The 24,933-nt window shown below is 74.9% G+C and carries 25 protein-coding genes; 21 read left to right on the top strand and 4 right to left on the bottom strand.

The window, feature by feature from the left end:
- Positions 1-3 precede the first annotated feature (3 nt).
- Complete coding sequence (locus ACIBQ6_RS34030) at positions 4-1,566, bottom strand: amidohydrolase (RefSeq protein WP_397216888.1); 1,563 nt, start codon at positions 1,564-1,566, stop codon at positions 4-6.
- 117 nt (positions 1,567-1,683) lie between these two features.
- On the opposite strand from ACIBQ6_RS34030, the gene ACIBQ6_RS34025 reads away from it, so the two are divergent.
- Positions 1,684-2,559, top strand: a complete 876-nt coding sequence (locus ACIBQ6_RS34025) for a LysR family transcriptional regulator (RefSeq protein ID WP_352322122.1) — start codon at positions 1,684-1,686, stop codon at positions 2,557-2,559.
- A 112-nt stretch (positions 2,560-2,671) separates the two neighbouring features.
- Positions 2,672-3,847, top strand: a complete 1,176-nt coding sequence (locus ACIBQ6_RS34020) for an amidase (RefSeq protein ID WP_397216886.1) — start codon at positions 2,672-2,674, stop codon at positions 3,845-3,847.
- Positions 3,848-3,865: 18 nt separating this feature from the next.
- On the opposite strand, the gene ACIBQ6_RS34015 is transcribed toward ACIBQ6_RS34020, so the two are convergent.
- Positions 3,866-4,906, bottom strand: coding sequence for an Lrp/AsnC family transcriptional regulator (locus ACIBQ6_RS34015; protein ID WP_397216884.1), 1,041 nt, complete (start codon positions 4,904-4,906; stop codon positions 3,866-3,868).
- Between the two features lie 111 nt (positions 4,907-5,017).
- On the opposite strand from ACIBQ6_RS34015, the gene ACIBQ6_RS34010 reads away from it, so the two are divergent.
- The 7 genes from ACIBQ6_RS34010 to ACIBQ6_RS33980 all read left to right on the top strand — a co-directional run bounded on the left by ACIBQ6_RS34010 (position 5,018) and on the right by ACIBQ6_RS33980 (position 10,207).
- Complete coding sequence (locus ACIBQ6_RS34010; protein WP_397216882.1) at positions 5,018-5,728, top strand: aspartate/glutamate racemase family protein; 711 nt, start codon at positions 5,018-5,020, stop codon at positions 5,726-5,728.
- A gap of 144 nt (positions 5,729-5,872) precedes the next feature.
- Positions 5,873-6,025, top strand: coding sequence for a hypothetical protein (locus tag ACIBQ6_RS34005; protein ID WP_358300966.1), 153 nt, complete (start codon positions 5,873-5,875; stop codon positions 6,023-6,025).
- Between the two features lie 64 nt (positions 6,026-6,089).
- Positions 6,090-7,067 (top strand): MvdC/MvdD family ATP grasp protein, encoded by a 978-nt coding sequence (locus ACIBQ6_RS34000; protein ID WP_397216880.1) that lies wholly within the window; start codon positions 6,090-6,092, stop codon positions 7,065-7,067.
- The gene (locus tag ACIBQ6_RS33995) at positions 7,064-8,032 is read left to right on the top strand and encodes a TIGR04500 family putative peptide maturation system protein (RefSeq protein ID WP_397216878.1); all 969 of its coding nucleotides are present in this window, start codon (positions 7,064-7,066) and stop codon (positions 8,030-8,032) included. Before ACIBQ6_RS34000 ends, ACIBQ6_RS33995 begins: the two co-directional genes overlap by 4 nt.
- Before the next feature lie 181 nt (positions 8,033-8,213).
- Positions 8,214-9,419, top strand: a complete 1,206-nt coding sequence (locus ACIBQ6_RS33990; protein WP_397216876.1) for an SMI1/KNR4 family protein — start codon at positions 8,214-8,216, stop codon at positions 9,417-9,419.
- A gap of 52 nt (positions 9,420-9,471) precedes the next feature.
- A complete protein-coding gene (locus ACIBQ6_RS33985; protein ID WP_397216874.1) occupies positions 9,472-9,966 on the top strand; it encodes a hypothetical protein in 495 nt (164 codons plus the stop codon).
- Positions 9,967-10,075: 109 nt separating this feature from the next.
- A complete protein-coding gene (locus ACIBQ6_RS33980; protein ID WP_352353089.1) occupies positions 10,076-10,207 on the top strand; it encodes a bacteriocin in 132 nt (43 codons plus the stop codon).
- Between the two features lie 58 nt (positions 10,208-10,265).
- Here ACIBQ6_RS33980 and ACIBQ6_RS33975 read toward each other — a convergent pair whose 3' ends face one another.
- Both ACIBQ6_RS33975 and ACIBQ6_RS33970 read right to left on the bottom strand, forming a co-directional pair.
- A complete protein-coding gene (locus ACIBQ6_RS33975; protein ID WP_397216872.1) occupies positions 10,266-10,709 on the bottom strand; it encodes a PaaI family thioesterase in 444 nt (147 codons plus the stop codon).
- Between the two features lie 45 nt (positions 10,710-10,754).
- On the bottom strand, positions 10,755-12,698 hold the full coding sequence (locus ACIBQ6_RS33970; RefSeq protein ID WP_397216870.1) for a BTAD domain-containing putative transcriptional regulator: 1,944 nt from the start codon (positions 12,696-12,698) through the stop codon (positions 10,755-10,757).
- A 78-nt stretch (positions 12,699-12,776) separates the two neighbouring features.
- On the opposite strand from ACIBQ6_RS33970, the gene ACIBQ6_RS33965 reads away from it, so the two are divergent.
- The 12 genes from ACIBQ6_RS33965 to ACIBQ6_RS33910 all read left to right on the top strand — a co-directional run bounded on the left by ACIBQ6_RS33965 (position 12,777) and on the right by ACIBQ6_RS33910 (position 24,916).
- Entirely contained in the window at positions 12,777-13,649 is an 873-nt protein-coding gene (locus ACIBQ6_RS33965; protein WP_397216868.1) for an alpha/beta fold hydrolase, read from the top strand.
- Positions 13,650-13,805: 156 nt separating this feature from the next.
- Entirely contained in the window at positions 13,806-14,828 is a 1,023-nt protein-coding gene (locus tag ACIBQ6_RS33960; protein WP_358300942.1) for an oxidoreductase, read from the top strand.
- Complete coding sequence (locus ACIBQ6_RS33955) at positions 14,809-15,657, top strand: sugar phosphate isomerase/epimerase family protein (RefSeq protein ID WP_397216866.1); 849 nt, start codon at positions 14,809-14,811, stop codon at positions 15,655-15,657. Before ACIBQ6_RS33960 ends, ACIBQ6_RS33955 begins: the two co-directional genes overlap by 20 nt.
- Complete coding sequence (locus ACIBQ6_RS33950; protein WP_358300936.1) at positions 15,647-16,933, top strand: M20/M25/M40 family metallo-hydrolase; 1,287 nt, start codon at positions 15,647-15,649, stop codon at positions 16,931-16,933. The genes ACIBQ6_RS33955 and ACIBQ6_RS33950 overlap by 11 nt, the downstream gene beginning before the upstream one ends.
- Entirely contained in the window at positions 16,930-18,105 is a 1,176-nt protein-coding gene (locus ACIBQ6_RS33945) for an Ldh family oxidoreductase (protein ID WP_397216864.1), read from the top strand. Before ACIBQ6_RS33950 ends, ACIBQ6_RS33945 begins: the two co-directional genes overlap by 4 nt.
- A complete protein-coding gene (locus ACIBQ6_RS33940; protein ID WP_397216862.1) occupies positions 18,102-19,022 on the top strand; it encodes a Gfo/Idh/MocA family protein in 921 nt (306 codons plus the stop codon). Before ACIBQ6_RS33945 ends, ACIBQ6_RS33940 begins: the two co-directional genes overlap by 4 nt.
- Positions 19,019-19,477, top strand: a complete 459-nt coding sequence (locus ACIBQ6_RS33935; protein WP_387676792.1) for a DUF6917 domain-containing protein — start codon at positions 19,019-19,021, stop codon at positions 19,475-19,477. The genes ACIBQ6_RS33940 and ACIBQ6_RS33935 overlap by 4 nt, the downstream gene beginning before the upstream one ends.
- 203 nt (positions 19,478-19,680) lie before the next feature.
- Positions 19,681-20,208, top strand: coding sequence for an EF-hand domain-containing protein (locus ACIBQ6_RS33930; protein WP_358300927.1), 528 nt, complete (start codon positions 19,681-19,683; stop codon positions 20,206-20,208).
- A 169-nt stretch (positions 20,209-20,377) separates the two neighbouring features.
- Complete coding sequence (locus ACIBQ6_RS33925) at positions 20,378-21,583, top strand: DegT/DnrJ/EryC1/StrS family aminotransferase (protein WP_397216860.1); 1,206 nt, start codon at positions 20,378-20,380, stop codon at positions 21,581-21,583.
- Positions 21,580-22,719, top strand: coding sequence for a DegT/DnrJ/EryC1/StrS family aminotransferase (locus ACIBQ6_RS33920; RefSeq protein WP_397216858.1), 1,140 nt, complete (start codon positions 21,580-21,582; stop codon positions 22,717-22,719). Before ACIBQ6_RS33925 ends, ACIBQ6_RS33920 begins: the two co-directional genes overlap by 4 nt.
- On the top strand, positions 22,716-23,642 hold the full coding sequence (locus ACIBQ6_RS33915; RefSeq protein ID WP_397216856.1) for a UbiA family prenyltransferase: 927 nt from the start codon (positions 22,716-22,718) through the stop codon (positions 23,640-23,642). Before ACIBQ6_RS33920 ends, ACIBQ6_RS33915 begins: the two co-directional genes overlap by 4 nt.
- Entirely contained in the window at positions 23,639-24,916 is a 1,278-nt protein-coding gene (locus ACIBQ6_RS33910) for a protoporphyrinogen/coproporphyrinogen oxidase (RefSeq protein ID WP_397216854.1), read from the top strand. Before ACIBQ6_RS33915 ends, ACIBQ6_RS33910 begins: the two co-directional genes overlap by 4 nt.
- The last annotated feature ends 17 nt before the right edge of the window (positions 24,917-24,933 follow it).

Raw genomic sequence — 24,933 nt, 5'->3', positions numbered from 1 at the left:
CCTTCAGGATCGCTGCCAGCGGACTTCGCCGCCGACGACGGTGGTGAGGACCTGGGTGCGCAGCACCGCCTCCGGCGGCTCCAGGTACGGGTCGGTGTCCACGGCGATGAAGTCGGCGAGCATGCCGGGCGCGAGCACGCCCTTGCGGTCCTGCTCGCCGGCCGCGTACGCGGCGCCGAGGGTGTGCGCGGTGATCGCCTCGGCCATGCTCAGCCGCTGCTCGGGCTGCCAGCCGCCGGCGGGCGTGCCGTCCTGCCGGGTACGGGTGACCGCGGCGTACAGTGCGGCCCACGGATCGGGGCTCTCCACCGGCGCGTCGGAGCCGAAGGCCAGCGCGACCCCGGCGTTGAGCATGCCTCGCCAGGCGTAGGAGGCCAGGTCGTGGCCGGCGAGCAGCGAGTCCACCAGGGCGATGTCGGTGGTGCAGTGCACCGGCTGCATCGAGGCGACGACGCCCAGCCTGGCCATCCTGGTCAGGTCCTGGGGGCGCAGGTGCTGGGCGTGCTCGATGCGGTGCCGCAGGCCGGCGGTGGTCCCGATCGCCTCGTAGGCGTCGAGGACCAGCCGGTTGGCGCGGTCGCCGATGGCGTGCGTGGCGACCGCGATGCCGGCCGCCGCCGCCTTGCTGAAGATCCGTACGAGGTCTTCGTACGGGGTGACCGCGATGCCGGTGTTGTCGTGCTCACCGGCGAACGCCTGATGCATGTGGCAGGTGTGCGAGCCGAGCGCGCCGTCGCTGAACACCTTGACCGGCCCGGTGCGGACCCAGTCGTCGCCCTGGCCGGTACGGCGGCCCTCGGCGATGGCGGCCTCCAGGGCGACCGTGGGGATCGCCTTGTGCACGCGGATCTTCAGCTCGCCGGCGTCGCGCAGCTCCAGGTAGGCGGCCCGGCAGTCCTCGCCGTCGATGTCGTGCACGCTGGTCAGCCCGAACGACAGCAGCTCCTCCTGGCCGGCGCGCAGCAGGTCGCGCAGGTCGCCGGAGACCATGAGGGCGCGCAGCGGGTAGGAGGCGGACTCGCGCAGGATGCCGGTGGGCTCCCCGTACGCGTCCCTGACGATCTCGCCGCCGACCGGGTCGGGGGTGGAGGCGTCGATCCCGGCCATCCGCAGGGCGGCGGAGTTGGCCCAGACGGTGTGGCCGTCGACGTTGGGCAGCGCCACCGGCAGCTCGGGGCAGACCGAGTCGAGGGCCTTGCGGTCGGGCTGGACCGGCGGGTTCCAGATGTTGCTGTTCCACCGGCCGCCGAACAGCCAGGCGCCCGGCCGCAGGGTCGCCGCGTGCGCGGCCACCTTGGCCAGGGCCTCGTCCAGGGAGCGCACGTCGCGCAGGTCGACCGCGCCGAGGCTCTGGGCGTACTGGGCCGTGTGGATGTGGGCGTCGTACAGGCCGGGCAGCACGGCGGCGCCGTCGAGGTCCACCAGCTCGGCTCCCGGGCCCGCCGCCGCGCGCACGTCGGCCTCGGTTCCGACGGCGACGATCAGCTCGCCGTCCACGGCCATGGCCTGGGCGGCGGGGGCGCCGTTGGTGCCGGTGCGAATGGTGGCGTTGCGGTATACGCGCATGTCATGGATCTCTCAGGGGTTTCGGGTGGGGTGGTGCGGCTCACTGTAGAAGTGGCGGAAAGAAGTAGGAAGCGATATAAACACGACATTTAGCAGCGCTGAGAGCAAGGAACGCTTATGCTCAAGCCAGAACATCTGCGCACACTGCGTGAGGTCGTGCGTCTGGGGTCGTTCGCGGCGGCGGCGAACCGGCTCGGTTACACCTCCTCGGCCGTCTCCCAGCAGATGGCCGCGCTGGAACGGGAGACCGGCGTGCGGCTGTTCGACCGCTTCGCCCACAGCGTGCTGCCGACCAGCGCGGCGGAGGTGCTGGCCAGGCAGGCCGAGACCGTGCTGGCCGACATCGAGCGCATGGTGGCCACCGTCCAGGCGGTGCACCGCAACAGCGAGCCGCAGATCCGGCTCGGGCTGTTCCCCAGCTTCACCGGCGTGCTGGCCGACGTCATGCGGCGGATGGAGCCGGAGGACCGGGCCGGGATCCGGCTGTCGGTCGCCGAGTCGTCGCAGCTCATCGCCCGTCTGGGCAGCGGCGGCGAGATGGACGCCGCGGTGGTCTACCAGGTCGGCAACACCGGGCTGTCGTGGCCGTCGGTGCTGACCAGGCGGTGGATCGCCGAGGACCGGTACCGGCTCGTCCTGCCCAGGCTCTGGCCGGACCTGTCGCCGTACCGGGCCGAGCAGCTCGTGGACCTGCCGTGGATCATGCACCATCCGGCCAGCAGCGACGCCACCCTGTTCGAGGCCCTGTTCGCCCACTGGAGCCTGCACCCGCGGGTGGTCTGCCACTCCGACGACTTCAAGATCACCCTGTCGCTGATCGGCGCCGGCGTCGGCGCGGCCCTCATCCCCGACCTCGCGCTGCGCGGCCACGGCGAGGACGTCGTGGTGGTCGACGTGCCGTGGCTCAACATCAGCCGCAGCATCTTCACACTGGTCCACCCCGACCGCGAGACCGCCCGCCTGCAGTGGCTGCTGGACGAGCTGACCGTCTGAACCGGCTCTCGACGCGGCCGGGGCCCATCTGCCAGCATGTGCCGGATCATCCCCCCGGGCCGCGGCCACCTGGCGTCGCCGTGCCCGCGCAAGGCTAAGGAGATCTTCCACCGTGGAACGCGAGGCGGCGATCGCCCAGTCCGCCGAGGCCATCCGCCTCCACAGCGGGCACCACATCCTCATCGAGGCCGGCCCCGAGCCCGTCCTCGACCGCCTCGGGCGCGACGGCCGCCGCACGCCGGACGGCCCCCTGCGGAACTGGACGTACGTCGTCAAGGACATGATCGACGTGGCCGGCCTGCCCACCACCCGCGGCTCCGCCCTGTACGGCGCCGAACCGGCCCTGGCCGACGCCCGCTGCGTCGAGCTGCTGGACGCGGCCGGCGCGCTGCTGGTCGGCAAGGCGAACCAGCACGAGTTCGCCTGGGGCGTGACCAGCGAGAACCCGCACTGGGGCGACGTGGGCAACCCGCGCCACGCGCACCTGACCCCCGGCGGTTCGAGCGGCGGCACCGCCGCGGCGCTCGCCGCCGGGATCGCCCGGTTCGGGCTCGGCACCGACACCGGCGGGTCGGTGCGCATGCCCGCGGCCTGCTGCGGCGTGGTGGGCCTGCGTCCGCGCTCGGGGGCCGTGCCCGCCGCCGGGGTGGCGCCGCTCGCGCCGTCCTTCGACGTGGTCGGCCCGATGACCACCTCGGTCGCCGACTGCGCCCGCGTCTGGCAGGCGCTGACCGGCGAGGCCGTCGAGCCGCCCGACTCGCTGGCCGGGCTGGTCGTGGGCGTCGCGGAGGGCTGCGACCAGGCCGGGGACTTCGCCGAACTGGGCGCGCGGCTGCGCGAGGCGGCCCTGCCCGCCGAGGTGCTGGAGCCGTACTGGACGATCGTGGGCGCGCAGGCGCGCCGGACGCACGAGGGCACCTTCCCCGAGTGCGCCGCCCGCTACAGCCCCGGGGTACGGGCCAAGCTGGCCGCCGCGGGCGGCGTCGGCCACGGGGAGTACCGGCGGGCCGTCGAGCGGCTGGCGGCGCTGCGGGCCGCGTTCGCGGCGGCCATCGAGGGCATCGACCTGCTGGTCATGCCGACGCTCGGCGCCCCCGCGCCCCGGGTCGGCTGCGACGAGGCCCGGGTGCGCGGCGAGGTCGGCCGGATCACCGCGACGGTGTCGGCGCTCGGCCTGCCCGCCCTGGCCGTCGGCGACCTGCAGCTCGTCGCCACGAGCGAGGCCGCCGTGCTGCGGGCGGGGCTGTGCAGGGAGGCCCGCGGCGGGACGATCCCCGAGCCGCGCTGACCCCCGAGGATCCGCTGGTCAGGCCCCCCGGGGCAGGCTCCACGGATCCACCGGCACCACCTCGGCGCACCGGCCGTACGGGTCGAGCAGCCGCCCGTACAGCTTCGACTGGCGCAGCACGATCTGCCGGTCGGCCACGGTCACGTGCGGGAAGCGCTCCTCCAGCCGCACCACCAGCGGATGCAGGTCGGCCACGCCGTGCAGGCCCACCGTCAGCAGCATGTTCCGCGGCCCGGCGAGCGCCGCGCAGGTACGCGTCTCCGGCCAGCCGAGCAGCGCCCGGCCGGTCTCCTCCAGCAGCGCGTCGGGCATCCGCAGCCACAGCAGCGCGGCCGAGTGCCAGCCCGCGTGCGAACGTGCCAGGTCGCAGCGGAAGTCGAGGTCGCCGGTGGCCACCAGCCTGGTCAGCCGGCGCTGCACCGTGCGCTCGGACGTGCCCACCGCCCTGGCCAGCTCGGCGTAGGGCGCGCGGCCGTCGGGCAGCAGGGCGGTGAACAGCCGCCGGTCGATCTCGTCCATCTCCCTGGTCGACTCCGGCGCGGCCGGCGGCCTGGCCAGGGCGGCCGCGGTGCGCGGCGGCAGCACCCGCAGCCGCCACCGGCACGACGCCTCGAACACCCGCGTGGCGACGTGCGTGCGGACCTTGGCCACGCCCGGCACCCGGGGCAGCGCGGTGAGCACGTGGTCGGCCAGAGCCGGCATCGACGGGGCCACGGCGATCACGAACAGGTCGTGCCCGGCGGCGACGTGCTGGACGGTGATCAGATGCCGCTCCCGCGCCAGCGCCGCCGCCACCTCGGCCGCCGCGCCGGCCGCGCAGTCGATCTCCAGGAACGCCATGCTCAGCGCGTGCATCTGGCGGGGGCCGAGGGCGACCGTGGTCCACGCCTCGCCGGTGCTCGTGAGCCGCTGCCAGCGCCGCGCCGCCGTCACCGGGTCGGCCCCGACGGCCGCCCCCACCTCCACCCAGCTCGCCCGCGGGCTGATCTGCAGGGCGTCGATGAGCTCAAGGTCGGACTCGGCCAGCAACGAGGGCGGCTCCATGCCGGAATCCTGCACTGACCCTCCCTTGATGTCCGATTGCTGCGTTCCAGCGGTCGGGACACCCTATACCGGGATCCTGGGCCCCGACCGCCGTCAGGCGCAGCCACCGGAAAGGGAGACCCGCGGATGACCTCGCTCGGCCGGGCCAGGATGGTCGGCGTGCTGGGCGGCATGGGCCCCGCCGCCACCGTCGACTTCTACGGCAAGCTCGTGGAGGAGACCGCCGCCACCAGCGACCAGGAGCACGTGCCGGTCGTCATCTGGGGCGACCCCCGCGTCCCCGACCGGTCGACGAGCCTGCTCGGGCAGGGCGAGGACCCGACCCCGCAGTTGCGGCGCGGCATCGGGGCGCTCAGAGGGGCCGGGTGCGAGCTGCTGGCGGTGCCGTGCAACACCGCGCACGCGTTCGTGCCGCGCCTGGCCGAGGAGGCCGGGCTGGAGCTGGTCAGCATCGTCGAGGTCACCGCCGCCGCCCTCGCCGCCGACGGCGTGCGCGCCGCCGGGCTGCTGGCCACCACCGGCACGCTCCGCGCCGACCTGTACGGCCCCGCGCTGCGCCGGCACGGCGTGACCCCGATCGAGCCGGACGAGCCCGGCCAGCGCGAGGTCATGGCCGCCATCGGCGCCGTCAAGGGCGGTCGCGCCGGCCGCGAGCACGCCGACGCGCTGGCCGCGCAGGCCCGCTCGATGGCCGCGCGCGGCGCGCGGCGCGTGGTGGCCGCGTGCACGGAGGTGCTGCTCGCCCTGGACCCGGCCGCGGTCCCGGTCCCCGTCGTGGACCCCGCCCGCCTGCTGGCCCGCGAGGTCGTCCGGGTGGCGCGCGCCGCGCGCGCCTGAGCCACTTCTGTCACTTCCGCCTCTCAAGTCACATCCAAGCCACTTCCAATCTCCGGATGGTGGGCTTGGCGCATGAGCTGAGGACGTGCCCGCACGTCCGCGAGCCGGGGGGCTCGCAGCTCGATGTGAAGGGAGGTTACGACCATGAGCAAGAAGATCGTGAGTCTGGACGATCTGGGTGACGAACTGGCGGTGATCGAGGAGGCCGATCTCGGCCTCGTCGCGGGCGGCATGCGGATGCAGCGCTGCTACGGCACCAACGGGAACCCGCCCACCGACTGGGTCTCCGACTACTGATAGAGACGATTCGCGGTCGCGTGGGAGGGGAGCCCGCTCTCCTCCCGCGCGGCTGGGGGGACACGTGCTACTGATTCTGAGCGAGCCCGGCGACGCGACCGTCGACCTGGTCCTGCCCAAGCTGAAGGCCCGGGGCGCGGACGTCCTGTGGTGGGATCCGGGCGAGTACCCGTCCGCCGTCCGGCTGACCGCGCGCTTCGGCGCGGACGGGGAGGAACTGGTCCTGACCAGGGACGGGCAGGTCTTCGACCTCTCCGGCACGACGGCCGTCTGGACCCGGCGCCCCGGACGACCGCGCGCCGCGGACGGCGTCACCGCGGAGGACCTCCGGGCGCGGGTGGGCGAGCTGTCGGAGTGGTTCACCGACGGCTTCTGGGACCTGCTGGACGCGCGCTGGCTGCCGGCCCGCCAACCGGTGCTGCGCAGGGCGCACAACAAACTGGTCCATCTGGCCCTGGCCCGGCGGCTGGGCTTCGCCGTGCCCCGGACGGTGATCACCAACGACCCGTCCGAGCTGGTGCCCGCCTACGAACACGCGGACGGGCGGCTGATCGCCAAGGCGATGGAGCACACCCTGTTCGAGATCGACGGCGGCGCGCACGCCGTCTACACGACCGTGGTCACCCGGCGGTCGCTCGGCGGCCGGGGGCGGATCGTCCACGAGCCGGTCATCCTCCAGCCGTACGTGCCCAAGGCGGTGGAGCTGCGGGTCACCGTGGTCGGACGGCAGGTGTTCACCGCCGAGATCGCCTCCCAGGACTCGCCGCGCACCCGCGACGACTGGCGTCACTACGACTTCGCCCGCGCCCGCCACAGCGTGCACCGCCTGCCGGACGACCTCGCCCGCCGCTGCGTCGACCTGGTCGCGGCGCTCGGCCTGTCCTTCGGGGCGATCGACCTCATCCTCACCCCCGACGGGGAGTACGTCTTCCTGGAGATCAACCCCAACGGCCAATGGGCCTGGATCGAAGACCTGACCGGCCTGCCCATCAGCGACGCCGTCGCCGACTGGCTGACCGCCGGAGAAACGGACGCGCAATGACTCAGCTCTCCCTCGGGCCGGCCCTCGAAAGCGGCGTGAACCTGCTGCACGGGCTGACCCGCCGGCGTTCGGCCGTGGAGGAGGCCCGCCGCACCGCCGCCGCCTGGGCCCAGGCGCACCCGCGGCTCGGGGCCCAGCTGGTGACCAGCCCGCGTCCCGGCTCGCCGGTCGTCGACTACGACCTGCTGCTCGACCACCCGTCGGGCGGCACCATCATGCTCGGCGTGCAGGCCGAGGACGGCACGTCCTGGCTGGTCGACCACTCGACCCACTGGGCCGCCGGTTACGTGCTGACCGTGGACGGGACGCACGTGTCGGTGTCCGAGGCGATGCTCATGCTGCGTTCGCTGGCGCGTCCCGGGATGTCGCCGCAGGAGGAGCTGGTCCGGTTCTGCGTGCTGCGCAACGCCGCCGAGCAGGAGGAGGTCGGCCTGGCGGACGTCCAGGCCGCCGCGGACGGGTTCCGCAGGCGGCGCGGCCTGCTCGGCCACGACACGATGGCGGAGTGGCTGGACCGGATGGGCATGAGCGCCGAGGCGTTCCACGACCACATGACCATGACCGCCAAGGACCAGCGGTTCCGCGCCAGGAAGCGGGCCGAGCTGGCTCCGGCGTACCTCGACCGCCATCGTGACCGGTTCGCCCAGGTACGGGCGGCCTGGGTGCTGTCGGACGACCCGGTCGAGGCGGCCGAGCTCGACGGGCCGCTCGCCGGCCGCTGGGACCTGCGGCTGACCAGGGCCCGGACGTGGGCGGGCGAGCTGCCGGTACCGCTGCGGGAGGTGCCGGCCGGTGGCGCCGCCGGTCCGGTCCCCTACGAAGGAGGCTTTCTGACCGGCCAGGTCGTCGAACGGCAGGAGGCCGTGGCGGACGCGGCCACGCTGAAGGCCGCCGGCGCGGCCGCCTTCGAGGAGTGGCTGACCGGCGCCGCCCAGGAGGCCGGGGTCACCTGGCACTGGCTCTGACGCGTCCGGCGTCGCCTGGCACTGGCTCTGACGCGTCCGGCGTCGCCTGGCACTGGCTCTGACGCGTCCGGCGTCGCCTGGCACTGGCTCTGACGCGTCCGGCGTCCTCAGCGCTGAACCATTTGGAGTGATTTCTCCGGGCATGTCGGTGCCTTCCGGTACTGTGCCGCAGGTGCGGCGGATGATCACCTCTCGGGGCTTGTGGTGGGCGCTCGCGGCGGCGGCCGTGGCGGTGGCGGCGGCCGTGTTCGTCCGCCGCTCGCGAACGCCGTACCCCGCCCTGCCGGACCAGCGCCCGGCTCCGGAAGCACGGCCTGCCGAGCGGGACGCCCCGCCGCCGTGGCCGCCCGTCCCGATCCTCGGCACGCCGACGAAGGCGGACATCGAGCGCTACGCCACCAGACCGGCAGGCTTCTTCGACCATCCCGCCGTCGCCGCCTTCTTCGCGGACCGGCAGCCCCTCGACGGCCCCACCCGGCGGCGGCTGAACCGCTGGGCCGTGGTGGCATTGGCGGTCGTCCTGCTGGCCGGGGGCGCGCAGGTCCTGGAGTCGGCGGTGTTCTCCAAGGGAGGAGACGCCGCGATCGGGACCGATGACCTGCCCTGCGCCCAGGTGTACGCGGGCGCCGGCGTCGGCTGCGCCACGGAACCGCAGTGGCAGGTGGATTCCGACTCGGAGCCGGACCGCGAGTGGTCCCCGGCCCTCGAACCGGCCGACCGGCAACGCGCCGAGTCCCAGGAACCGCCTCTCGCCCAGGAGGCCGTCGACGCCGACTGCCGTCCACGGACGGCCAGACCGCACGTGCGCGCGATCAACCCCAAGGTCACCCGCGCGGTCAACCGGCAGTGGCGGCGGATCGAGACCTGGCTCAAGGCCAACGCCCCCAAGAGCTACCGCACGCTCGGCGGGCCGGGAAGGGCGAGGACCATCGCGGTCGCCGAGGCCCAGACGGGCCTGTCCTTCCCCGACGACCTGCGGGCCTCGCTGCTGCGCCACAACGGTTCCGCCGTCACCGAGGGCACCTGGCCCTTCGGCTTCCTGGACAACGTGAACATGACCATCCGCCAGATCCGCGACCACTGGCGCACCCTGTGCGAGATCGACGCCACCGACGACTCGGACGACCCCCGCACCGAATGGTGGGACGGACGCATGATCCCCGTCGGCTCCGACGGCGGGGGCGACAGCCTGGTGATCGACTCCGTACGCCGCGACGTCGGCGAGACCGACCACGAGGACAGCATGAGCTTCACCCCCGGCGGGATCCGCATCCGCTCCTACCACGCCCTGCTGAAGGCGACCGCCGACGCCCTGGAGACCGGCGGAACCGTCGGCCACTGGAAGCCCGAGGCGGCCGACGGCCAACTGGAGTGGAACCTCCCCTGACCCACCCGCCGCACCCGTCGACAGCGCCGCGCCCGGGTGTCACGATGCGAGGATGATCGCCCCCCATGTCATGGCACCCCCCGCGCAGAACGTGGCCAGAAGGCTCGTCCTGGCCGGCGCGGCGGGGATCGTCCTCACCGTCGCCCTCTTCGCATGGGCCGCTCTGACGCCGGACCTCATCCCCTCGTTGGGGGCGCGCTACTGCGGCGAGTACACCGGCTGCATCGGCTACCTCTTCCTGACCTGGGAGTACGGCCGGTGGGTCGCGCTGGTCGCCGCCTGGCCGTTGCTGCACCTGCTCCGCGTACGCCCGGCGCGGCAGGTCGCCCTGATGGCCGCGCTGTACCTGGTGGCCGTCTGGCAGGTGGCGCTGCTGCTCATGCCGGCCGACTTCGTCATCGGGTTCTACCTCATCCTCCTCAGCGGCGTGATCGCCTTCCCCGCCGCGGCCTGGACGACCATGCCGCACCTGCCGCGCGCCGTCCGGTTCGTCACCGCCGGCATCGCTCTCGTGGTCTGCGTCGTCACTTGGCCGCTCGTTCAGTGACGCGCAAGCGGGCACGCCGCCCGCTCCTAGTGATCGCCAAGACGTCCCCAAGCGCCTCCTGCGACCGTGAGTGCGCGACATTCACCACGACAGAGGGGGACGCTCCCAGATGAACGACTTCGAGACCGGCGCCCGCGAGCTCGACGACAACGAGCTCGCCGCCGTCACCGGCGGCATGTGGGCCAACTACGACTGGATGAACTACGACTGGCGTGACGCCGTCATCGACGCCCTGCCGTAACCACGCGGCACACCGCCGGGGCCGCCTCCCGCGGGGGTGGCCCCGGCCTCGCGCCGGATCAGGGCCGGCCCATCGTCCGGACCACGACGGTCGCGGTCGCCGTGGCCACGACGTCGCCGCCCGGGCCGAGGAGCTCGCCGGCGAGGAAGCAGACGTCTCTGCCGCGCCTGACCACGCGCCCCCGCCCGACGAGCCGCCCGGGCCGCGCCGGGCGCAGGAACTGCACATGGAGGTCGAGGGTCGGCGCGAACTGGTCCTCCGGCAGCGTGGCCACCAGCGCGGGCCCCAGCGTGTCGTCGAGCATCGCGGCCAGGAAGCCGCCCTGGACCACGCCGACCGGGTTGGCGAACTGCTCGCCCGCCCGGAAGGCCACCTCGATCGTGCCCGCCTCCGGATCGACCGCGACGAGCTCCCAGCCGAGCAGCGCCGCCGCCGGCGGTGGCGGAACCCTGCCGGCGACCATGTCCCAGAACATCCCGCGCCTGTCCGCGTGCGTGGTCATGCCCGCCATTGAACAGCCCGCCACCGACAGTCCGGCGGCCATGGGTCAAGCCCCCAGCTCAGCGAGGAACCCGGCGACCGGGCCCAGCGTGATCAGGCCGCTGCCCGCTCCGGCCAGCTCCGCCGCGGCGGGGGCGAGCGCCCGGCGGGCGCGGTCCGCCGCCCGCCGGTCGCCGACCGCGACGGCGGCCCTCGCGACCAGGCACCACATGGCCTCCAGCAGCAGGTCAGGGGGCGGCTCCGGGATCCGGCCGACCGCCTCGGCGGCCTGCGCGCCGCGCCCCTCCGCCAGCAGGACGAGCGGCCGCACCCACGGCTCGTACGGCCCCCACTCCACGTCGCCCCGATCGGCCTCGCCCAGGACCGGCAGGCCGTGCCGCATCCGTACGGACAGCAGCGCGAGCGGCAGCAGCCCCCGCCGCAACCCCGGCATGCCGACGTCGTCCAGCCGGGCCGCGGCCGCCCGGTAGGCCGCCTCCTCCTCGGCCGCCGGCATCCGCCCGCCGGCCGCCTCCCGCAACACCCGGTACCAGTCGGTGAACACGCTGACCAGCGGCAGCTCGTTCCGTTCCGCCAGCCGGTCGGCGGCGGCCGCGTGCCGGTCGGCGGCGCCGAAGTCGCCGAGCGCCCCCAGCGCCTGGACGCGCACGAGATGCCCCAGCACCTCGTACGTGACCAGCCCGTGCCGCGACGACAACGCGACCAGCTCGGCTCCGATCCCGTCCCGGTAGGAGGCCAGCCCAGCCCGCTCGAACGCCTGCATGAACACTCCGTTGAGCGCGAACGCCAGCAGCGCCGGGTCGTCGAGGCGGCGGGCGACGCGCTCGGACTCGGCGGCGGCCACCGGGCCGCGGGCCGACCGGACGCCGCGCGACTCGACGGCGATCGTGGCCAGCAGCCGCGCCCGCGCCGCCTCGGACGCGCCGGACGGCAGGTCGCCCAGCGCCCGTTCCGCCGCGGCGACGACCTGGGCCGCCTGCTCGGGGTCGTCCGACCGGGTCCAGATCGCCGGGACGTCGTAGGCGCCGATCACCCGGGCGGTCAGCTCCGGGTCGCCCAGCTCCTCGGCCGCCGCGATGGCCGCCGTACGGTGCCCGCGCGCCGCCTCCAGGCCGCCGCCCCCGGTCACCGCGAGGTTGCGCAGCAGGCCGACCGTCGACTCCAGCCGCGCCCGCGCCCCGGCCCCCACCGTCCGGTCGTACGCCTCGGCCGCCTGCGCCCACACCCGGGCCGTGGCGTCGGCGGGGGCGGCGAGCCCGCTGTCCTGGTGCAGGATGTCCGACTCCAGGCGGCGCAGCCGGGGCCCGGGGTCCACGCCGAGGTGCTCGGCCAGGAGCGTGCGCGCCCGGCGCAGCACCGCCAGGGCGTCCCCCTGGCGTCCGGTGCGGTAGAGGGCGAGGGCGAGCAGCCGCCAGGCGTCCTCCCGCCAGGGGTGCTCGGCGACGTGCGAGTCCAGGTCTGGGACGGCCTCGGCGGCCCGGCCGAGCGCCAGTTGCGCCTCGGCCCGGCGTTCGACGGCGTGCAGCCGCAGCTCGGTCAGGCGGGTCCGTTCGGCGCGCGCCCAGTGCTCGTCGGCGAACTCGGCGTAGGCCGGGCCGCGCCACCAGCCGAGCGCCTCCGTCAGCCGGGCCGGTTCCGGCGGGCCGGCGGTCACGGCCTGTTCGAAGCGCCAGGCGTCGACGGCGTCGGGCGCGGCGCGCAGGGCGTACCCCGGGCCCTCGGTGACCAGCAGCCGGGCGGGGGCGCGCGGCGGGCGGGCGGGCTCCAGCGCCCGGCGCAGGGCGGCCACGAACGTGCGCACCGCGCCCACCGCGTCCGGCGGCGGATCGTCCCACAGGTCCGCCACCAGCCGCGTCACCGGGACTACCCGGCGCCGGGCGACGATCAGACGGGCCAGCACGGCGCGGTGCCGCGGCCCCTTCAGCGGGATCGGCTCACCCTCGTCGTCCCAGGCCGCCACCGGCCCCAGCACCCCGAACACGCTTCCCATCCTTCCTGCTCACCGGATGCTCATCCGCCCCCGGCACGCTGGGAACCGAACCGGTCACCCATCGAAGGAGGGCATCTCATGACCATCCCCGGATTCGACCACCGCCGCGTCACGGTCGCCGACGGCGTCACGCTGCACGCGGCCGTCGGTGGCTCGGGCAGCCCGATCGTGCTGCTGCACGGCTTCCCGCAGACCCACCTGATGTGGCGGCACGTCGCCGCCGACCTGGCCGCGGACCACACCGTCATCTGCCCCGACCTGCGCGGTTACGGCGCCAGCGACAAGCCGGCCGAGACCGGCCCGGACGTCTACTCCAAGCGGACCATGGCCGCCGACGTGGTGGCCCTGGCCGCGGCTCTCGGCCACGAGCGCTTCGCCCTGGCCGGGCACGACCGCGGCGCGCTGGTCGCCTTCCGCGCCGGACTCGACCACCCGGCCGCGATCAGCCACCTGGCCTGCCTCGACGTGCTGCCCACCCTCGACATGTGGGACGTCATGCGCGGCGTCACCGCCGCCGTCGGCTTCCACCTCTACCTCATGGCCCAGCCGCCCGGCCTGCCCGAGCAGCTCATCGGCGCGAGCCCGGACGCCTTCTTCGGCCACTTCCTCGACCTGTGGACCAACGACCCGGCGGCCATCCCGGCCGACGTTCGGGCCGCCTACCTGGACGCCTGCCGGGCCGCCGTGCCGTCGATCGTGGCGGACTACCGCGCCTCGGCCGGGATCGACGTCGAGCACGACCGCGCCGACCTGGCCGCGGGCAACCGGCTGAGCATGCCGGTGACCGTGCTCCAGCAGGACTGGGGCGCCGCCCTCGGTTACGACGCCGCGGCGGTGTGGCGGGCCTGGGCGCCCGACCTGCGGCACGACACGGTCACGAGCGGACATTTCATGGCCGAGGAGTCTCCCGCCGAGATCGCCCGCGCGCTCCGCGAGCTCGTGTCCCGGTAGCGGGCCTCCTGGTCAGGGGCCGTCTAGTAACTTAAAGTAATTGACATGTCACGGTAAGTTATTGGACAATGGCAGCGCCAAATGAGGTCGTCCTTCCGGCGGGAAAAGTACGGGCCGGAAAGCCGAGCACGCGACGGAGTAGAGGCGCTCGCCAGCATGTTGCACGCATTCATCGTCGGGATGGGCAGATCCGGCGCAGGGCTGCATCTGCCGTCCCTGGCCAAGGTGCGCGAGGCGGCCCCCGGGCTGCTGGCGCCCGACCCGGTCGTCGTCCTCGACCCCCTGCTGCCGCCCGGCGGCGTGCGGGGAGCGGTGACGGCCGGGTCGCCCGAGGAGGCCGCCGCGCTCGCGCCGCCCGACCGGACCGTCGTGCACCTGTGCACCCCGCCGCACGTCAGGGCCGGGATGCTGGCCCGGCTGGCGCCGCTCGGCTACCGCAAGTTCATCGTGGAGAAGCCGCTCGCGCTCGACCTGGTAGGGCTGGCCGCCGTGGCGCGGGTGCGCCGGCGCTGGGGCCTCGACCTCACGGTCGCCACCCACTGGCTCGACAGCACGCTCACCGGCCGGCTGCGGGCGGCGATGCGCGCCGAGGAGTTCGGCCCCCTGCGGCAGATCCGGGTGGTGCAGAACAAGCCCAGGTTCACCCGCAGCGCGGCGCGTCCCGACGCCACCACGGCCTTCGACATCGAGATGCCGCACGCGCTCGCCGTGGTGCTCAGCCTGGCCGGCGGCGCCCGGATCTCGGCGGCGTCCTGGGAGGACATGGTCACCGAACGCCTGCGGCTGCCCCGGCTCGGACGGGCCAGGCTGCGGCTCGACCACTACTCGGGCGTGCGCACGGAGATCGACTCCGACCTGACCTCGCCCGTACGGGAGCGCCGCATCACCCTGCACTTCGACCGCGGCACGCTCACCGGCCACTACCCGTGCAGCGACGCCGACCACACCGCCCAGCTCAGGGTGGCCACGGCCGAGGGCGAACGGCGTACGGTGTTCACCGACGACGCCCTGCCCGCCTTCCTGCTGGCCGCCTACCGCCGCTACGCCCGCGCCCGCCGCTCGCCCGGCGCGCTGCCCGTCCAGGTCGACGCCGTGCGACTGCTCACCGAGGCCAAGCACCTGTGCGCGGCGCACGAGCCGGGGCGTGAGGAGGCGCCGCGTGCAGGCACCACCTCCTGAGCTGGCCGGCATCGGCGACGAGGCCGCCCCCGACCTCGACGGCCAGCTCGCCGCCGTGGGGGAGCTGGGCTGGAACCGGCTGGAGCTGCGCACGGTCGACGGCGTGCCGGTCGCCGCGCTCGGCGAGCAGGCGTTCCGGCGCGCGGTGCGGCGGTTGCGCGAGGCGCGGGCCGAGGTCGTCGCGGTCGCCTCGAAGATCGGCGACTGGTCGCGGCCGGTGACCGGCGACTTCGCGCTCGACCTGGCTGAGCTCGACGTGCTGGCCCGCCGCTGCCCGGTGCTGGGGACGCGGCTGGTGCGGATCATGTCCTTCCCCTCGGGCGGCCTGCCCGAGCCCGAGTGGGGACGGAGGGTCCGCCACCGGCTGCGCGAGCTGGCCCGCCGGGCCGAGGACGCCGGGCTGCTGCTGGTCCACGAGAACTGCGCCGGCTGGGCGGGCGACCGCGCCGACCGCATGCTGGACCTGGTCACCGGCATCGGCAGCCCGGCGCTGCGGCTGCTGTTCGACATCGGCAACGGCGTCGCCCACGGTTACCCGGCGGCCCCGATGCTGCGCGAGGTCGTCCCGTACGTCGCGCACGTCCACGTCAAGGACGCCGTCACCGGCCCCGGCGGCGAGGTCGTCTACGTGCTGCCCGGTGAGGGGCGGGCGGGCGTCGCCGAGTGCCTGCGCCTGCTGTCCGCCCACGGTTACGCCGGCGCCCTGTCCATCGAGCCGCACCTGCGGTTGCGCCCCCACCTCGACGACCCGGGCGTCGGCGACCGGGCCGCGTTCGTCCGGTACGGGCGGGCGCTGGAACGGCTGGTGGGGCAGGTCGATGGACGTTGACGCCGTGCCTCTCGACGCGGCGGAGCGCGACCTGCTGCTGAGGCTGCTGCGGCTGCCCACGGCGGGCCCGCTGGAGACCGGACCGGCCGGGCCGCCGCCGCGGCTGCGCGAGGCCCAGGAGCAGTACGCGCGGGCCGCCGCGGCGCTCGGCTTCCGCACCGTGCGGCACACCTCGGTGCGCCCGGCCGAGCTGGACCGCGCCGACGTCCCCGCGCCCGTGCGCGAGGCCCTCGGCCTGCCCGGGTTCCTGGACGGCCAGCCCAGTCTGGTGCTGCGGCTGGGCCCCGGCCTCCCGGCGTCCCGCACGGTGATGTTCAACGTGCATCTCGACACGGTCGCCGGCGGCGGACCGGCCGGCTTCGACGGCGAGCGCTTCCACGGCCGCGGCGCGATCGACGCCAAGGGCCCGGCCGTCGCGCTGCTGGCCGGGCTGCGGGCGGCCCGCGCGTGCCGTCCGGCCATCGGGCGCGAGGTCGGGGTGCTGATCCAGGCCGTGGCGGGCGAGGAGGGCGGGGCCATGGGCGTGCTCGGCACCCGCCCGCTCGTCGAACGCGGCTACGTCGGGCGGCTCAACGTCTTCTGCGAGCCCACCGGCGTACGGTTCCTGCCGCGCAGCACGGCCGCCGCGACGGCGCGGATCGTGGTGGACGGCGACCACGCCGTGGACGACCGCCCGGCCGCCGGGCACAACGCCACGGTCCTGCTCGGCTTCCTGGCCCAGCACCTGGCCAGGGCGCTCGACCCGGACACCGTGTGCGTGGCGGGCCTGCACACCGGCACCCGCCACAACCAGGTGTACGGCCGCGGCTCCCTCCTGCTCAACCTGCCCTACGCCACGCCCGCCACCGGACGCCGCCTGGAACGGGACCTCGCGCGCGCCCTGGACGACGGGCTCGCGGCCTTCGCGGCGGCCTTCGGCGGCACCGCCCTGTTCGCCAGGACCGCCCGCGACGCCAGGGCGGTCACCCGGCTGGAGTGGCGCAAACGCGGCCTGCCCGTGCTCGACGACCGCGACGCGTGGGGGCACGCGCTCCTGCGCGACCGGGCCGGGATCCCGCCCTGGCCCGCCGGAGAACCGGCGTTCACCTGCGACGCCATCTGGATGGCGGGCGTCGGGGGCGCCTGCACGGTCGTCCTGGGGCCGGGCGACCTGGCCGGCAACAACGCCCATGCCGAAGGGGAGTTCGCGCGGGCCGCCGAACTCGCCGGGTTCGCCGCCGCCGTGGCCCGGCTGATGATCGCCTTCACCGACGACAGGATTGGACGAGGAGCATGAACCCCACCGCCTCACCCGCGACGGACGCACCGCCCGCGCAGCCGTACCCGCCGGTCCCGGCAGTCGCCCGGCCGGCGCGGGCCGCCGTACGGGTGCGCCACGACGACCTGCTGGACTTCGTCGCCGCCGTGTTCACCACCCGCGGCCTGGCCCCGGAACGCGCCCGCGAGGCCGCCGCCGCGCTGTGCTACGGCGACCTGGTCGGCATGACCTCGCACGGCCTGGCCAACCTGACCCGGCTCTACCTGCCGCTGTTCGACGAGGGGCGGGTCGATCCGCTGGCCGAGCCGTCCGTGCTGGCCGACCGGGGCGCGGCCGTCCTGCTCGACGCCGATCGCGCCCTGGGGTTGTGGGCCGCCGGCCTGGCCATGGAGATCGCCGCGGGCCGCGCCTCGACGTACGGCGTCGGCCTGGTCTCCGTACGCGGGGGCACCCATCTCGGCTGCGCCGGGCACCACGCGCTGCGCGCGGTCGAGTACGGCATGATCGGCGTCGTCGCGAGCAACTGCGGCCGCCAGCGCATCGCCAGGCCGCCCGGCGGCGCGGTGGCGATGCTGGGCACCAACCCGATCAGCGTCGCGGCCCCCGCGGGCGGGCATCCGCCGTTCGTGCTGGACATGAGCACCACCGCCATGCCCACCGGGCGGGTCAGGCAGGCCGCGCGGCACGGCGAGGAGCTGCCCGAAGGGGTGCTGGCCGGCGACGACGGCGCGCCCGTGACCGACGCGGCGGCGTTCGACGAGGGGCGGGCGCACCTGCTCTGGCTGGGCGGCCAGGCCGGGCAGTACAAGGGCTTCGGGCTGGGGGTGGCGGTCGAGGTGCTGGCCGCGCTGGTGTCCGGCTCGGGTCTCGGCGCCCACCCCGACGCCCACGACGGCGACGGCGGCCCGAGCGGGCGCGACGACGACATCGGCTTCCTCGCCCTGGCCGTCGCGCCGGGGGCGTTGCGCGAGGGCGTGGAGGGCGACGCGGCCACGATGTTCGGCGCGCTGCTCGGCTGCCCGCCCGCCGACCCCGTCTCGCCGGTGAGCTATCCCGGCTGGCACGAGCATCGCCGGGCCGAGGAACACCGGCGCTCGGGCGTCCCGCTCGGCACGGACCTGTACGACGAGCTGGCCGCCCTCGCCGCCGCCACCGGACTCGACGCCCCCGCCCCGGTGGTGGCGCGGTGAGCGCCCGGCTGCGCGTCGCGGTCATCGGGCTCGGCGTGATCTCGCGGTTCTACCTGGCGGCCCTGCACAGCTCGTCCGGGCTGCGGCTGGCCGCGGTTTGCGACACCGATCCGCGCGTCCTGGAGGGGCACCGCGTCCCCGGCTACCGCGACCACGTCCGGCTGCTGGAGGAGGAACGGCCCGACGCCGTCGTGGTCACCGTCCCCAACGACCTGCACGCCCGGGTCTGCGCCGACGCGCTGGAGCGGCGCGTCCCGGTCTGCGTGGAGAAGCCGCTCGCCCTCGACGCCGCGCAGGGCAGGCGGCTCACGGACCTGGCCGCGAGCTCGGGCGTGCCGCTGTTCACCGCCTTCCACCGGCGCTACAACTCCGCCGTCGGACGGCTGCGCGCGGCGTGCGCGGGCGCCCGCGTCGAGGAGCTGACCGTGCGCTACCTGGAACGCATCGAGGAGCACGCGGGCAACGACTCCTGGTACCTGGACGTACGGCGCTGCGGCGGCGGCTGCGTCGCCGACAACGGGCCCAACGCCTACGACCTCGTGGACCTGCTGCTCGGCCCGGCGCACGTCGTCTCCGCGCACGTCGACCGGGACGCCGCGGGGGCCGACCGGCAGGCGGACGTCGAGCTGCGCGCCGGCGCGGCCCGCGCGCGCATCCTGCTCGACTGGTCCTACCCGGGCGAGCGCAAGGACCTGGAGGTGCGCCTGGCCGACGGCCGCAGCCTGTACGCCGACATGCTGGCCGGCCACTCCGGCTTCAAGAACTCCCTGTGGCACGAGTACGAGGGCGTGCTGGCCGCCTTCGAACGCTCGGTGCGCTACGGCACCCCCGACGGCGAGGGCGGCCTGCCCGCCCTGCGCTTCGTCGAGGACGTCTACCGCCTGGAGAAGGCCGGCGCGGGACGGGGTGCCGCGTGAACCCCGACGAGGACGGCCCCAAGACCGCGGTCACCGGGACCCTGCTGAAGGTGCTGGTGCACCGCAGGCAGGACCGCGGCATGCGGCTCGAACCGTACGCCAGCCGGTGCGTGCGCGCCGGCGAGGTGCACGAGCTGGTCGCCACCGACCACACCGAGACGGACGCGGGCGCCAGGATCGACCGGGTCGCCTTCCTGGGCTTCGCCGAGATCGTCGCGGCCGGCGTGCTGGACCGGGGCGACGAGGTGTGGATCGGCGGGCGCCGGGTCGGGGTGCTGCTCGGCTTCGACGGCTGCCACCTGCCCAACCACTACAACGTGCTGATCCACAGCGATCCCGCGGTCACCGGACGGGAGCTGGGACTCATGCCGGGCGAGCCGCTGGTCTTCAGCCAGGCCCTCCCGGACGAACCCGAGGAGGGCGGCGCCCGCGTCTTCCGCTGGCCCCTGCTGTAGAGACGCCTGGCCCCAGCTGTAGAGGCCCTCCAGAAGCTTTCGATTACTTTCCGTGACCTCTGGTTTACCTTCAGTCACTCAGGGTAATCTGTTGATTGCGCACAGTAGTGGGAACCACTCGTTTTCGAGCCCACTAGAGGTCGCGTCCTTCCCCCCAAGATCCCCACCACGGCGGGCGGGCGCGTGTCACGAAAGGACAGACAATGGCTGCGGGCACCAAGACGACCAGCCGGCTGGAAGAGCGCTTCCGCCTCTGGGACAACGACGGCTCCGGCGCGATCGAGCGCTCCGACTTCGAGAACGAGGCCGACGGCATCATCGAGGGCCTGGGAGTGCAGGGGACGCCGCAGGCACATCAGCTGAAGCAGGCGTACCTGGCGATGTTCGACCACCTCGCGGGGGCGGTGGGCGCGTCGCGCCTCGACCAGGCGCAGTTCCTCCAGGCCGCCGAGCGCGAGATCATCAGCCGGGGCGACGACGGGTTCGCCCAGGTCGTGGGCCCGACCATCCAGGCCATCGTCAACGTCCTCGACCGTGACGGCGACGGCGAGGTCGACTCCTCCGAGATGGCCAAGTGGTTCGCGGCCATCGGGCTCGACGGCTCGGTCGCCGCCGAGGCCTTCCGGCAGATGGACACCGACGGCACCGGCAGACTCTCCGTCTCCGAGCTGGTCGCCGCCGTCCGCGACTACCACCTCGGCAAGAACGACATCCCTCTGCTCGGCAGGTGACCTAGGCCCGAGCAGGCCGAAGGGTCGCCCAGAGCCGCTGTCTCCGGGGCGGCTCCGCCGAGGGAGCCGTCCGGGGGCCTTGTCCCCGGGCGGCTCCGCCCGAAGAAGGGGCCGTCCGGGCCGCATCCCCGGGCGGCCCCGCCTCCACCATCGCATCAGGACGGGAACCTTGGAGAAAACGCTCTCTCCGCCCGGGGGCTCGCCGCCCCGCGCCGCCGCCGCTCCCATCCCCTTCTTCTCCCAGGCGGCGACGTTCGACCGGCTGTGGAAGGAGATCCGCGCCGGGTGCGTCGACGTGCTGGACCGCGGCAAGTTCTCCCACGGCGCGAAGGTCGCCGAGCTCGAACGCCGGCTCGCCCTGTGGACCGGCGCGGCGCACGTCGTCGGCGTCAACTCCGGCACCGACGCGCTGGTGCTGCTGCTGCGCGCGGCCGGCCTGCGGCCCGGCGACCAGGTCGTGGTGCCCGCCTACAGCTTCATCGCGACGGCCAGCTCCGTCGTGCTGGCCGGCGGCGTGCCGGTCTTCGCCGACATCGAGGAGCACGGCCACGGCATCGACCCGGCCTCCGTCGACGCCGTGGCCGGGCCGCGCACCACGATGGTCATGCCGGCGCACCTGTTCGACCGCCTGGCCGACCTGCGGGGCGTGTGCGAGGTCGCCCGGCGGCGCGACCTGACCGTGCTGGAGGACAGCGCCGAGGCCATCGGCATGCGCCTCGACGGCACGCACGCCGGGCTCGTCGGCGCGGGCGGCGTGCTGTCGTTCTTCCCGTCCAAGACGCTCGGGGCCATCGGCGACGCCGGAGCGCTGCTCACCGACGACGACGGCATCGCCGAGACCGCGCGGGCGCTGCGCCACCACGGCCGCGGCGGCCGCACCCTCGACCACTTCCCCGGCATCGCCAACCCCACGATCCTGCCCGGCTGCAACAGCAAGATGGACGACCTCCAGGCCGCCGTCCTGCTGGCCAAGCTCGCCAGGCTCGACGCCGACATCGCCCGCAGGTCCGAGCTGGCCACCCGTTACGACGCGCGGCTGCGCGACGTGCCCGGCGTGCTGGCCGTGCCGGGCGCGGCCCCGCCGCACCCGGGCGGCAACCGCGTCTGCTACGTCTACCTCGTCGAGGTCGAGTCCCGCGACGCCCTGGCGGCGCACCTGGCCGCGGCGGGCATCGGCACCGAGGTCTACTACCCGGTCCCGCTGCACCTCCAGCCCTGCTTCGCCCACCTCGGCCACGTCCGGGGCGATTTCCCGAGGGCGGAGGCGGCCTGCGCTCGGGCCCTCGCCCTGCCGCTCTACCCCGACCTGTCCGACGCCGCGGCCGACCGCGTGTGCGACGAGATCGAGGGCTTCTACCGAGGGCGGCGCGGATGAGCCGGGTGCCGTTCTTCGCCGCCGACCTGTTCGAGGCCGACCGGGCGACGCTGCTGCGCACGGTCTACGCCGTCGGCACCGGCGAGGCCCAGAAGTTCATCCTGGGCGAGCACACCGCCCGGTTCGAACGCGAGCTGCGCCACCGGCTCGGCGCGGCCGACGTCGTGGCCTGCTCCAGCGGCACGTCCGCGCTCACGCTGGTGCTGGCCGCCATGGACGTGGGTCCCGGCGACGAGGTCGTGGTGCCCGCCTTCGGCTGCGCCCCGCTGGCCGCCACCGTCGTCGGGGCAGGGGCGCGGCCGGTGTTCGCCGACGTCGACCCCGTGACGCTCACCGCCGACCCCGCCGCCGCCGAGTCGCTGGTCACCAGGCGGACCAAGGCGGTGATGCCGGCCCACATGTTCTCCGTGATGGCCGACATGCCGCGCTTCCGCGAGCTGGCCGACCGGCACGGCCTGCGGCTGGTCGAGGACTCCGCGCTGGCCCAGGGCGGCACGCTGGGCGGGCGGCCCGCCGGTCGGTGGGGGGACGCGGGCGTCTACTCGTTCGTGCAGGTCAAGACGTTCGGCATGCCGGGGGAGGGCGGGGTGGTGATCACCGACGACCCGGCCCTGGCGGCGCACGTACGGATGCTGCGCAACCACGGCCAGGACGGCGCCCGGCGCTTCCACCACCGCCGCGTCGGCCACAACAGCCGCTTCGACGAGGTGATGGCGGCCTTCCAGCTCCACCGGCTCGCCGGCCTGGACGACCGCCTGTCGCGCCGGGCCGAGATCGCCTCCTACTACTCCCGGCGTTTCGAGCCCCTGGCGGAACGCGGGATCGTGGCACCGCCCGTCGGAGGGGACGGGCGGTTCCACTACGTCTACACCGTGCTCACCGAGCACCGGGACGCGCTGGCGGCCCACCTGGCCGCCCACGACATCGCCACCCACGTCTACTACCCGCGCACGCTGCCCGCCCAGCCGGCCTTCGCCCGCTTCGCGCCGCCCGGCGCGTCCTGGCCGGTGGCCGAGTCCGCCGCCCGGCGCAACCTGTCGCTGCCGCTGCACCCGCGGCTCGCCGACGCCGAGGTCGAACGGATCGCCGACGCGGTCTGCGCGTTCGCCCACGGCTCCCCGCAGGAGAACCCATGACCGACCAGGTGGTCACCCGCGGCCTCGGCCCCTACGCGCGGCTGGCCAAGCTCGACATCTACGACTACTACCTGGGCCTGCCGCTGGTGTGGTCGCTGCTGCCGCCGGCCGGGCGATGGCAGCCGTACGCCGTCGGCCTGCTGCTGTCCGTGCTGATCGCCGAGGCGGCCGTGGTGGCCGCGATGGTCGGGTTCGACGACATCACCGGCCACCGCGACGGCAGCGACGCGGCCAACTACTCCTCCGACGCCGCCCGGCGCAGACTGGCCCGCAAACCGCTGGTCGCCGGCACGCTCACCGAGCGGCAGGCGCTGCGCTTCGCCTGGACGGCCACCGCGATCAGCGCCGTGCTGTGGGCCGCGGTCGTGGCCGCCGCCCCCCACCGGCCCGCGTGGGTGGTCGTGACGGCGGCGGCGTGCGTGGTCGCGGCCGTGCAGTACTCGTGGGGGCTCAAGCTCAGCTACCGGGGGTTCCAGGAGCTGTTCCTCGTCGGGCTCGGCGTGGGGTGGGTGGTGGTGCCGTACGGGCTGCTGACCGGGCAGGCGAGCGGGTTCGTGGCGGTGCAGGCGGTGCTCTTCGGGTTCGGGCCGATGATCTTCGGCCTGTACTCCAACACCAACGACGCCCGCGGTGACCGGGAGGCCGGGCGGCTCACCGTCGCGGCGCGGACGTCCCCGCGGGTCAACGCCGCTTTCGTCACCGCGGTGAGCGCGGCCGAGAGCTTGGTCGTCGGGTGGGCCGTGGCCGCCGGGGTCGCGCCCTGGTGGTTCCTGGGCGTGCTCGTGCCGCTGGTCTCCCTCCGCGTCACCCAGCTGGTGATCGGGTTCGTCCGCGCAGACGTGCTGCGGGCCCGGCGGGTGGCGATCCGCACCCACCGCGTCACCGTCGGCGTGCTCATCCTGGCCAACCTGGTCCTGGCATGAACGTGGACGTCGCGGTGGTGGGCGCCGGGCCGGCGGGCCTGGCGGCGGCGTACGCGCTGGACCGGGCCGGGCTCGCGGTCCGCGTCCTGGAGGCGGCCGAGGCGGTGGGCGGGCGGATGCGCACGCTCCGGGCGCGGGGCTGCCTGATCGACACCGGCGCCGAGATGTTGCCGTCCGCGGACGGCTACCCGGCCACCTGGCGGCTGATCAGGGCGGTCGGCCTCGACGCGGCGGCCGTGCCGAGGGTGCGCGACGCCGTCGGCGTGTGGCGCGACGGGCGCGTCCACCCGCACGTCGGCCGCCCGCTCGGGCTGCTCACGGGCGCCGGCCTGCCGCCGCGCGCCCGCCTCGACCTGGTACGCCTGCGCCTCCGCCTGGCCCGCGGCCGTCCGGGCCCGGAGGCCACCGTCGCCGACCTGGTCGGGAAGTACCATCCCGACCTGCGCGCGTTTCTCGTCGAGCCGCTGGTCGCGGGGTTCTTCGGCTGGGACGCCGGGCGTTCGTCCGCCGCGGTGTTCGCCGAGCACCTGACGAGCACCGGGAGCACGAACACCTGGCACACCTACCGAGACGGCATGGACACCCTGGCCAGGGTGCTCGCCGCCGGGCTCGACGTGGTCACCGGGCACGAAGTGACAGGGGTGGTCCCGTGCCCGGGAGGGGTGCGGCTGGAGTCGCCGCGGGGGAGCGTGAGCGCGCGGGCGGCGGTCCTGGCCGTTCCCGCGCCCGTGGCGGCCCGGCTGCACCCCGGCGCCCCGCCTGAGGAGCGGGCGTACCTGGAGGCGTGCACGTACGCGCCCATGCTGCGGCTCAGCCTCGTCCTGTCCCGGCCGGCGGCGCCCGGCCGGCGCGGGTTCGCCACGCTCGTGCCCGCGGCCGAGGACCCCGTGCTCAACGTGATCACCGTCGACCACCACAAGCACCCGGGCCGGGCCCCCGCCGGCACCGGGCTCATCTCGCTCATCACCTCGCCGCAGGGCACGGCCGCGCTCATGGGGGAGAGCGACGAGAAGGTCGCCGACCAGCTCGTCGGGCGCGCCGAGCGGTTCGTGCCCGGCCTGGCCGGCCGGGTGGCCCGCTTCCACGTGCACCGCTTCCCGCACGGGCTGCCGGAGGCGACGCCGCGGGCGCTGGCGCTGCGGGCGGCGTTCGAGGGGCGTCCCGGGGCGGCGGTCGACTACGCCGGCGACTGGGTCGCCCTGCGGCCGTGCAGCGAGGGCGCGGTCGCGGCGGGGGAACAGGCCGCCGCGCGGGTGCTCGCCCGCCTGTCGTAGCCGCCCGCCCGCCGTCC

The sequence above is a fragment of the Nonomuraea sp. NPDC049655 genome (genome assembly GCF_044465465.1).
Taxonomy (GTDB): Bacteria; Actinomycetota; Actinomycetes; order Streptosporangiales; family Streptosporangiaceae; genus Nonomuraea.
The sequence above is the reverse complement of the archived record's forward strand: the minus strand, read 5'-3'. Positions and strand labels throughout refer to the sequence as shown.

Excerpts from the sequence above, each read along its gene's own strand:
- ACIBQ6_RS34030 (WP_397216888.1), bottom strand. The coding sequence starts at position 1,566 with ATGCGCGTATACCGCAACGCCACCATTCGCACCGGCACCAACGGCGCC.
- ACIBQ6_RS34025 (WP_352322122.1), top strand. The coding sequence starts at position 1,684 with ATGCTCAAGCCAGAACATCTGCGCACACTGCGTGAGGTCGTGCGTCTG.
- ACIBQ6_RS34010 (WP_397216882.1), top strand. The coding sequence starts at position 5,018 with ATGACCTCGCTCGGCCGGGCCAGGATGGTCGGCGTGCTGGGCGGCATG.
- ACIBQ6_RS34005 (WP_358300966.1), top strand. The coding sequence starts at position 5,873 with ATGAGCAAGAAGATCGTGAGTCTGGACGATCTGGGTGACGAACTGGCG.
- ACIBQ6_RS33995 (WP_397216878.1), top strand. The coding sequence starts at position 7,064 with ATGACTCAGCTCTCCCTCGGGCCGGCCCTCGAAAGCGGCGTGAACCTG.
- ACIBQ6_RS33990 (WP_397216876.1), top strand. The coding sequence starts at position 8,214 with ATGATCACCTCTCGGGGCTTGTGGTGGGCGCTCGCGGCGGCGGCCGTG.
- ACIBQ6_RS33985 (WP_397216874.1), top strand. The coding sequence starts at position 9,472 with ATGATCGCCCCCCATGTCATGGCACCCCCCGCGCAGAACGTGGCCAGA.
- ACIBQ6_RS33980 (WP_352353089.1), top strand. The coding sequence starts at position 10,076 with ATGAACGACTTCGAGACCGGCGCCCGCGAGCTCGACGACAACGAGCTC.
- ACIBQ6_RS33975 (WP_397216872.1), bottom strand. The coding sequence starts at position 10,709 with ATGACCACGCACGCGGACAGGCGCGGGATGTTCTGGGACATGGTCGCC.
- ACIBQ6_RS33970 (WP_397216870.1), bottom strand. The coding sequence starts at position 12,698 with ATGGGAAGCGTGTTCGGGGTGCTGGGGCCGGTGGCGGCCTGGGACGAC.
- ACIBQ6_RS33965 (WP_397216868.1), top strand. The coding sequence starts at position 12,777 with ATGACCATCCCCGGATTCGACCACCGCCGCGTCACGGTCGCCGACGGC.
- ACIBQ6_RS33960 (WP_358300942.1), top strand. The coding sequence starts at position 13,806 with ATGTTGCACGCATTCATCGTCGGGATGGGCAGATCCGGCGCAGGGCTG.
- ACIBQ6_RS33950 (WP_358300936.1), top strand. The coding sequence starts at position 15,647 with ATGGACGTTGACGCCGTGCCTCTCGACGCGGCGGAGCGCGACCTGCTG.
- ACIBQ6_RS33945 (WP_397216864.1), top strand. The coding sequence starts at position 16,930 with ATGAACCCCACCGCCTCACCCGCGACGGACGCACCGCCCGCGCAGCCG.
- ACIBQ6_RS33930 (WP_358300927.1), top strand. The coding sequence starts at position 19,681 with ATGGCTGCGGGCACCAAGACGACCAGCCGGCTGGAAGAGCGCTTCCGC.
- ACIBQ6_RS33920 (WP_397216858.1), top strand. The coding sequence starts at position 21,580 with ATGAGCCGGGTGCCGTTCTTCGCCGCCGACCTGTTCGAGGCCGACCGG.
- ACIBQ6_RS33915 (WP_397216856.1), top strand. The coding sequence starts at position 22,716 with ATGACCGACCAGGTGGTCACCCGCGGCCTCGGCCCCTACGCGCGGCTG.
- ACIBQ6_RS33910 (WP_397216854.1), top strand. The coding sequence starts at position 23,639 with ATGAACGTGGACGTCGCGGTGGTGGGCGCCGGGCCGGCGGGCCTGGCG.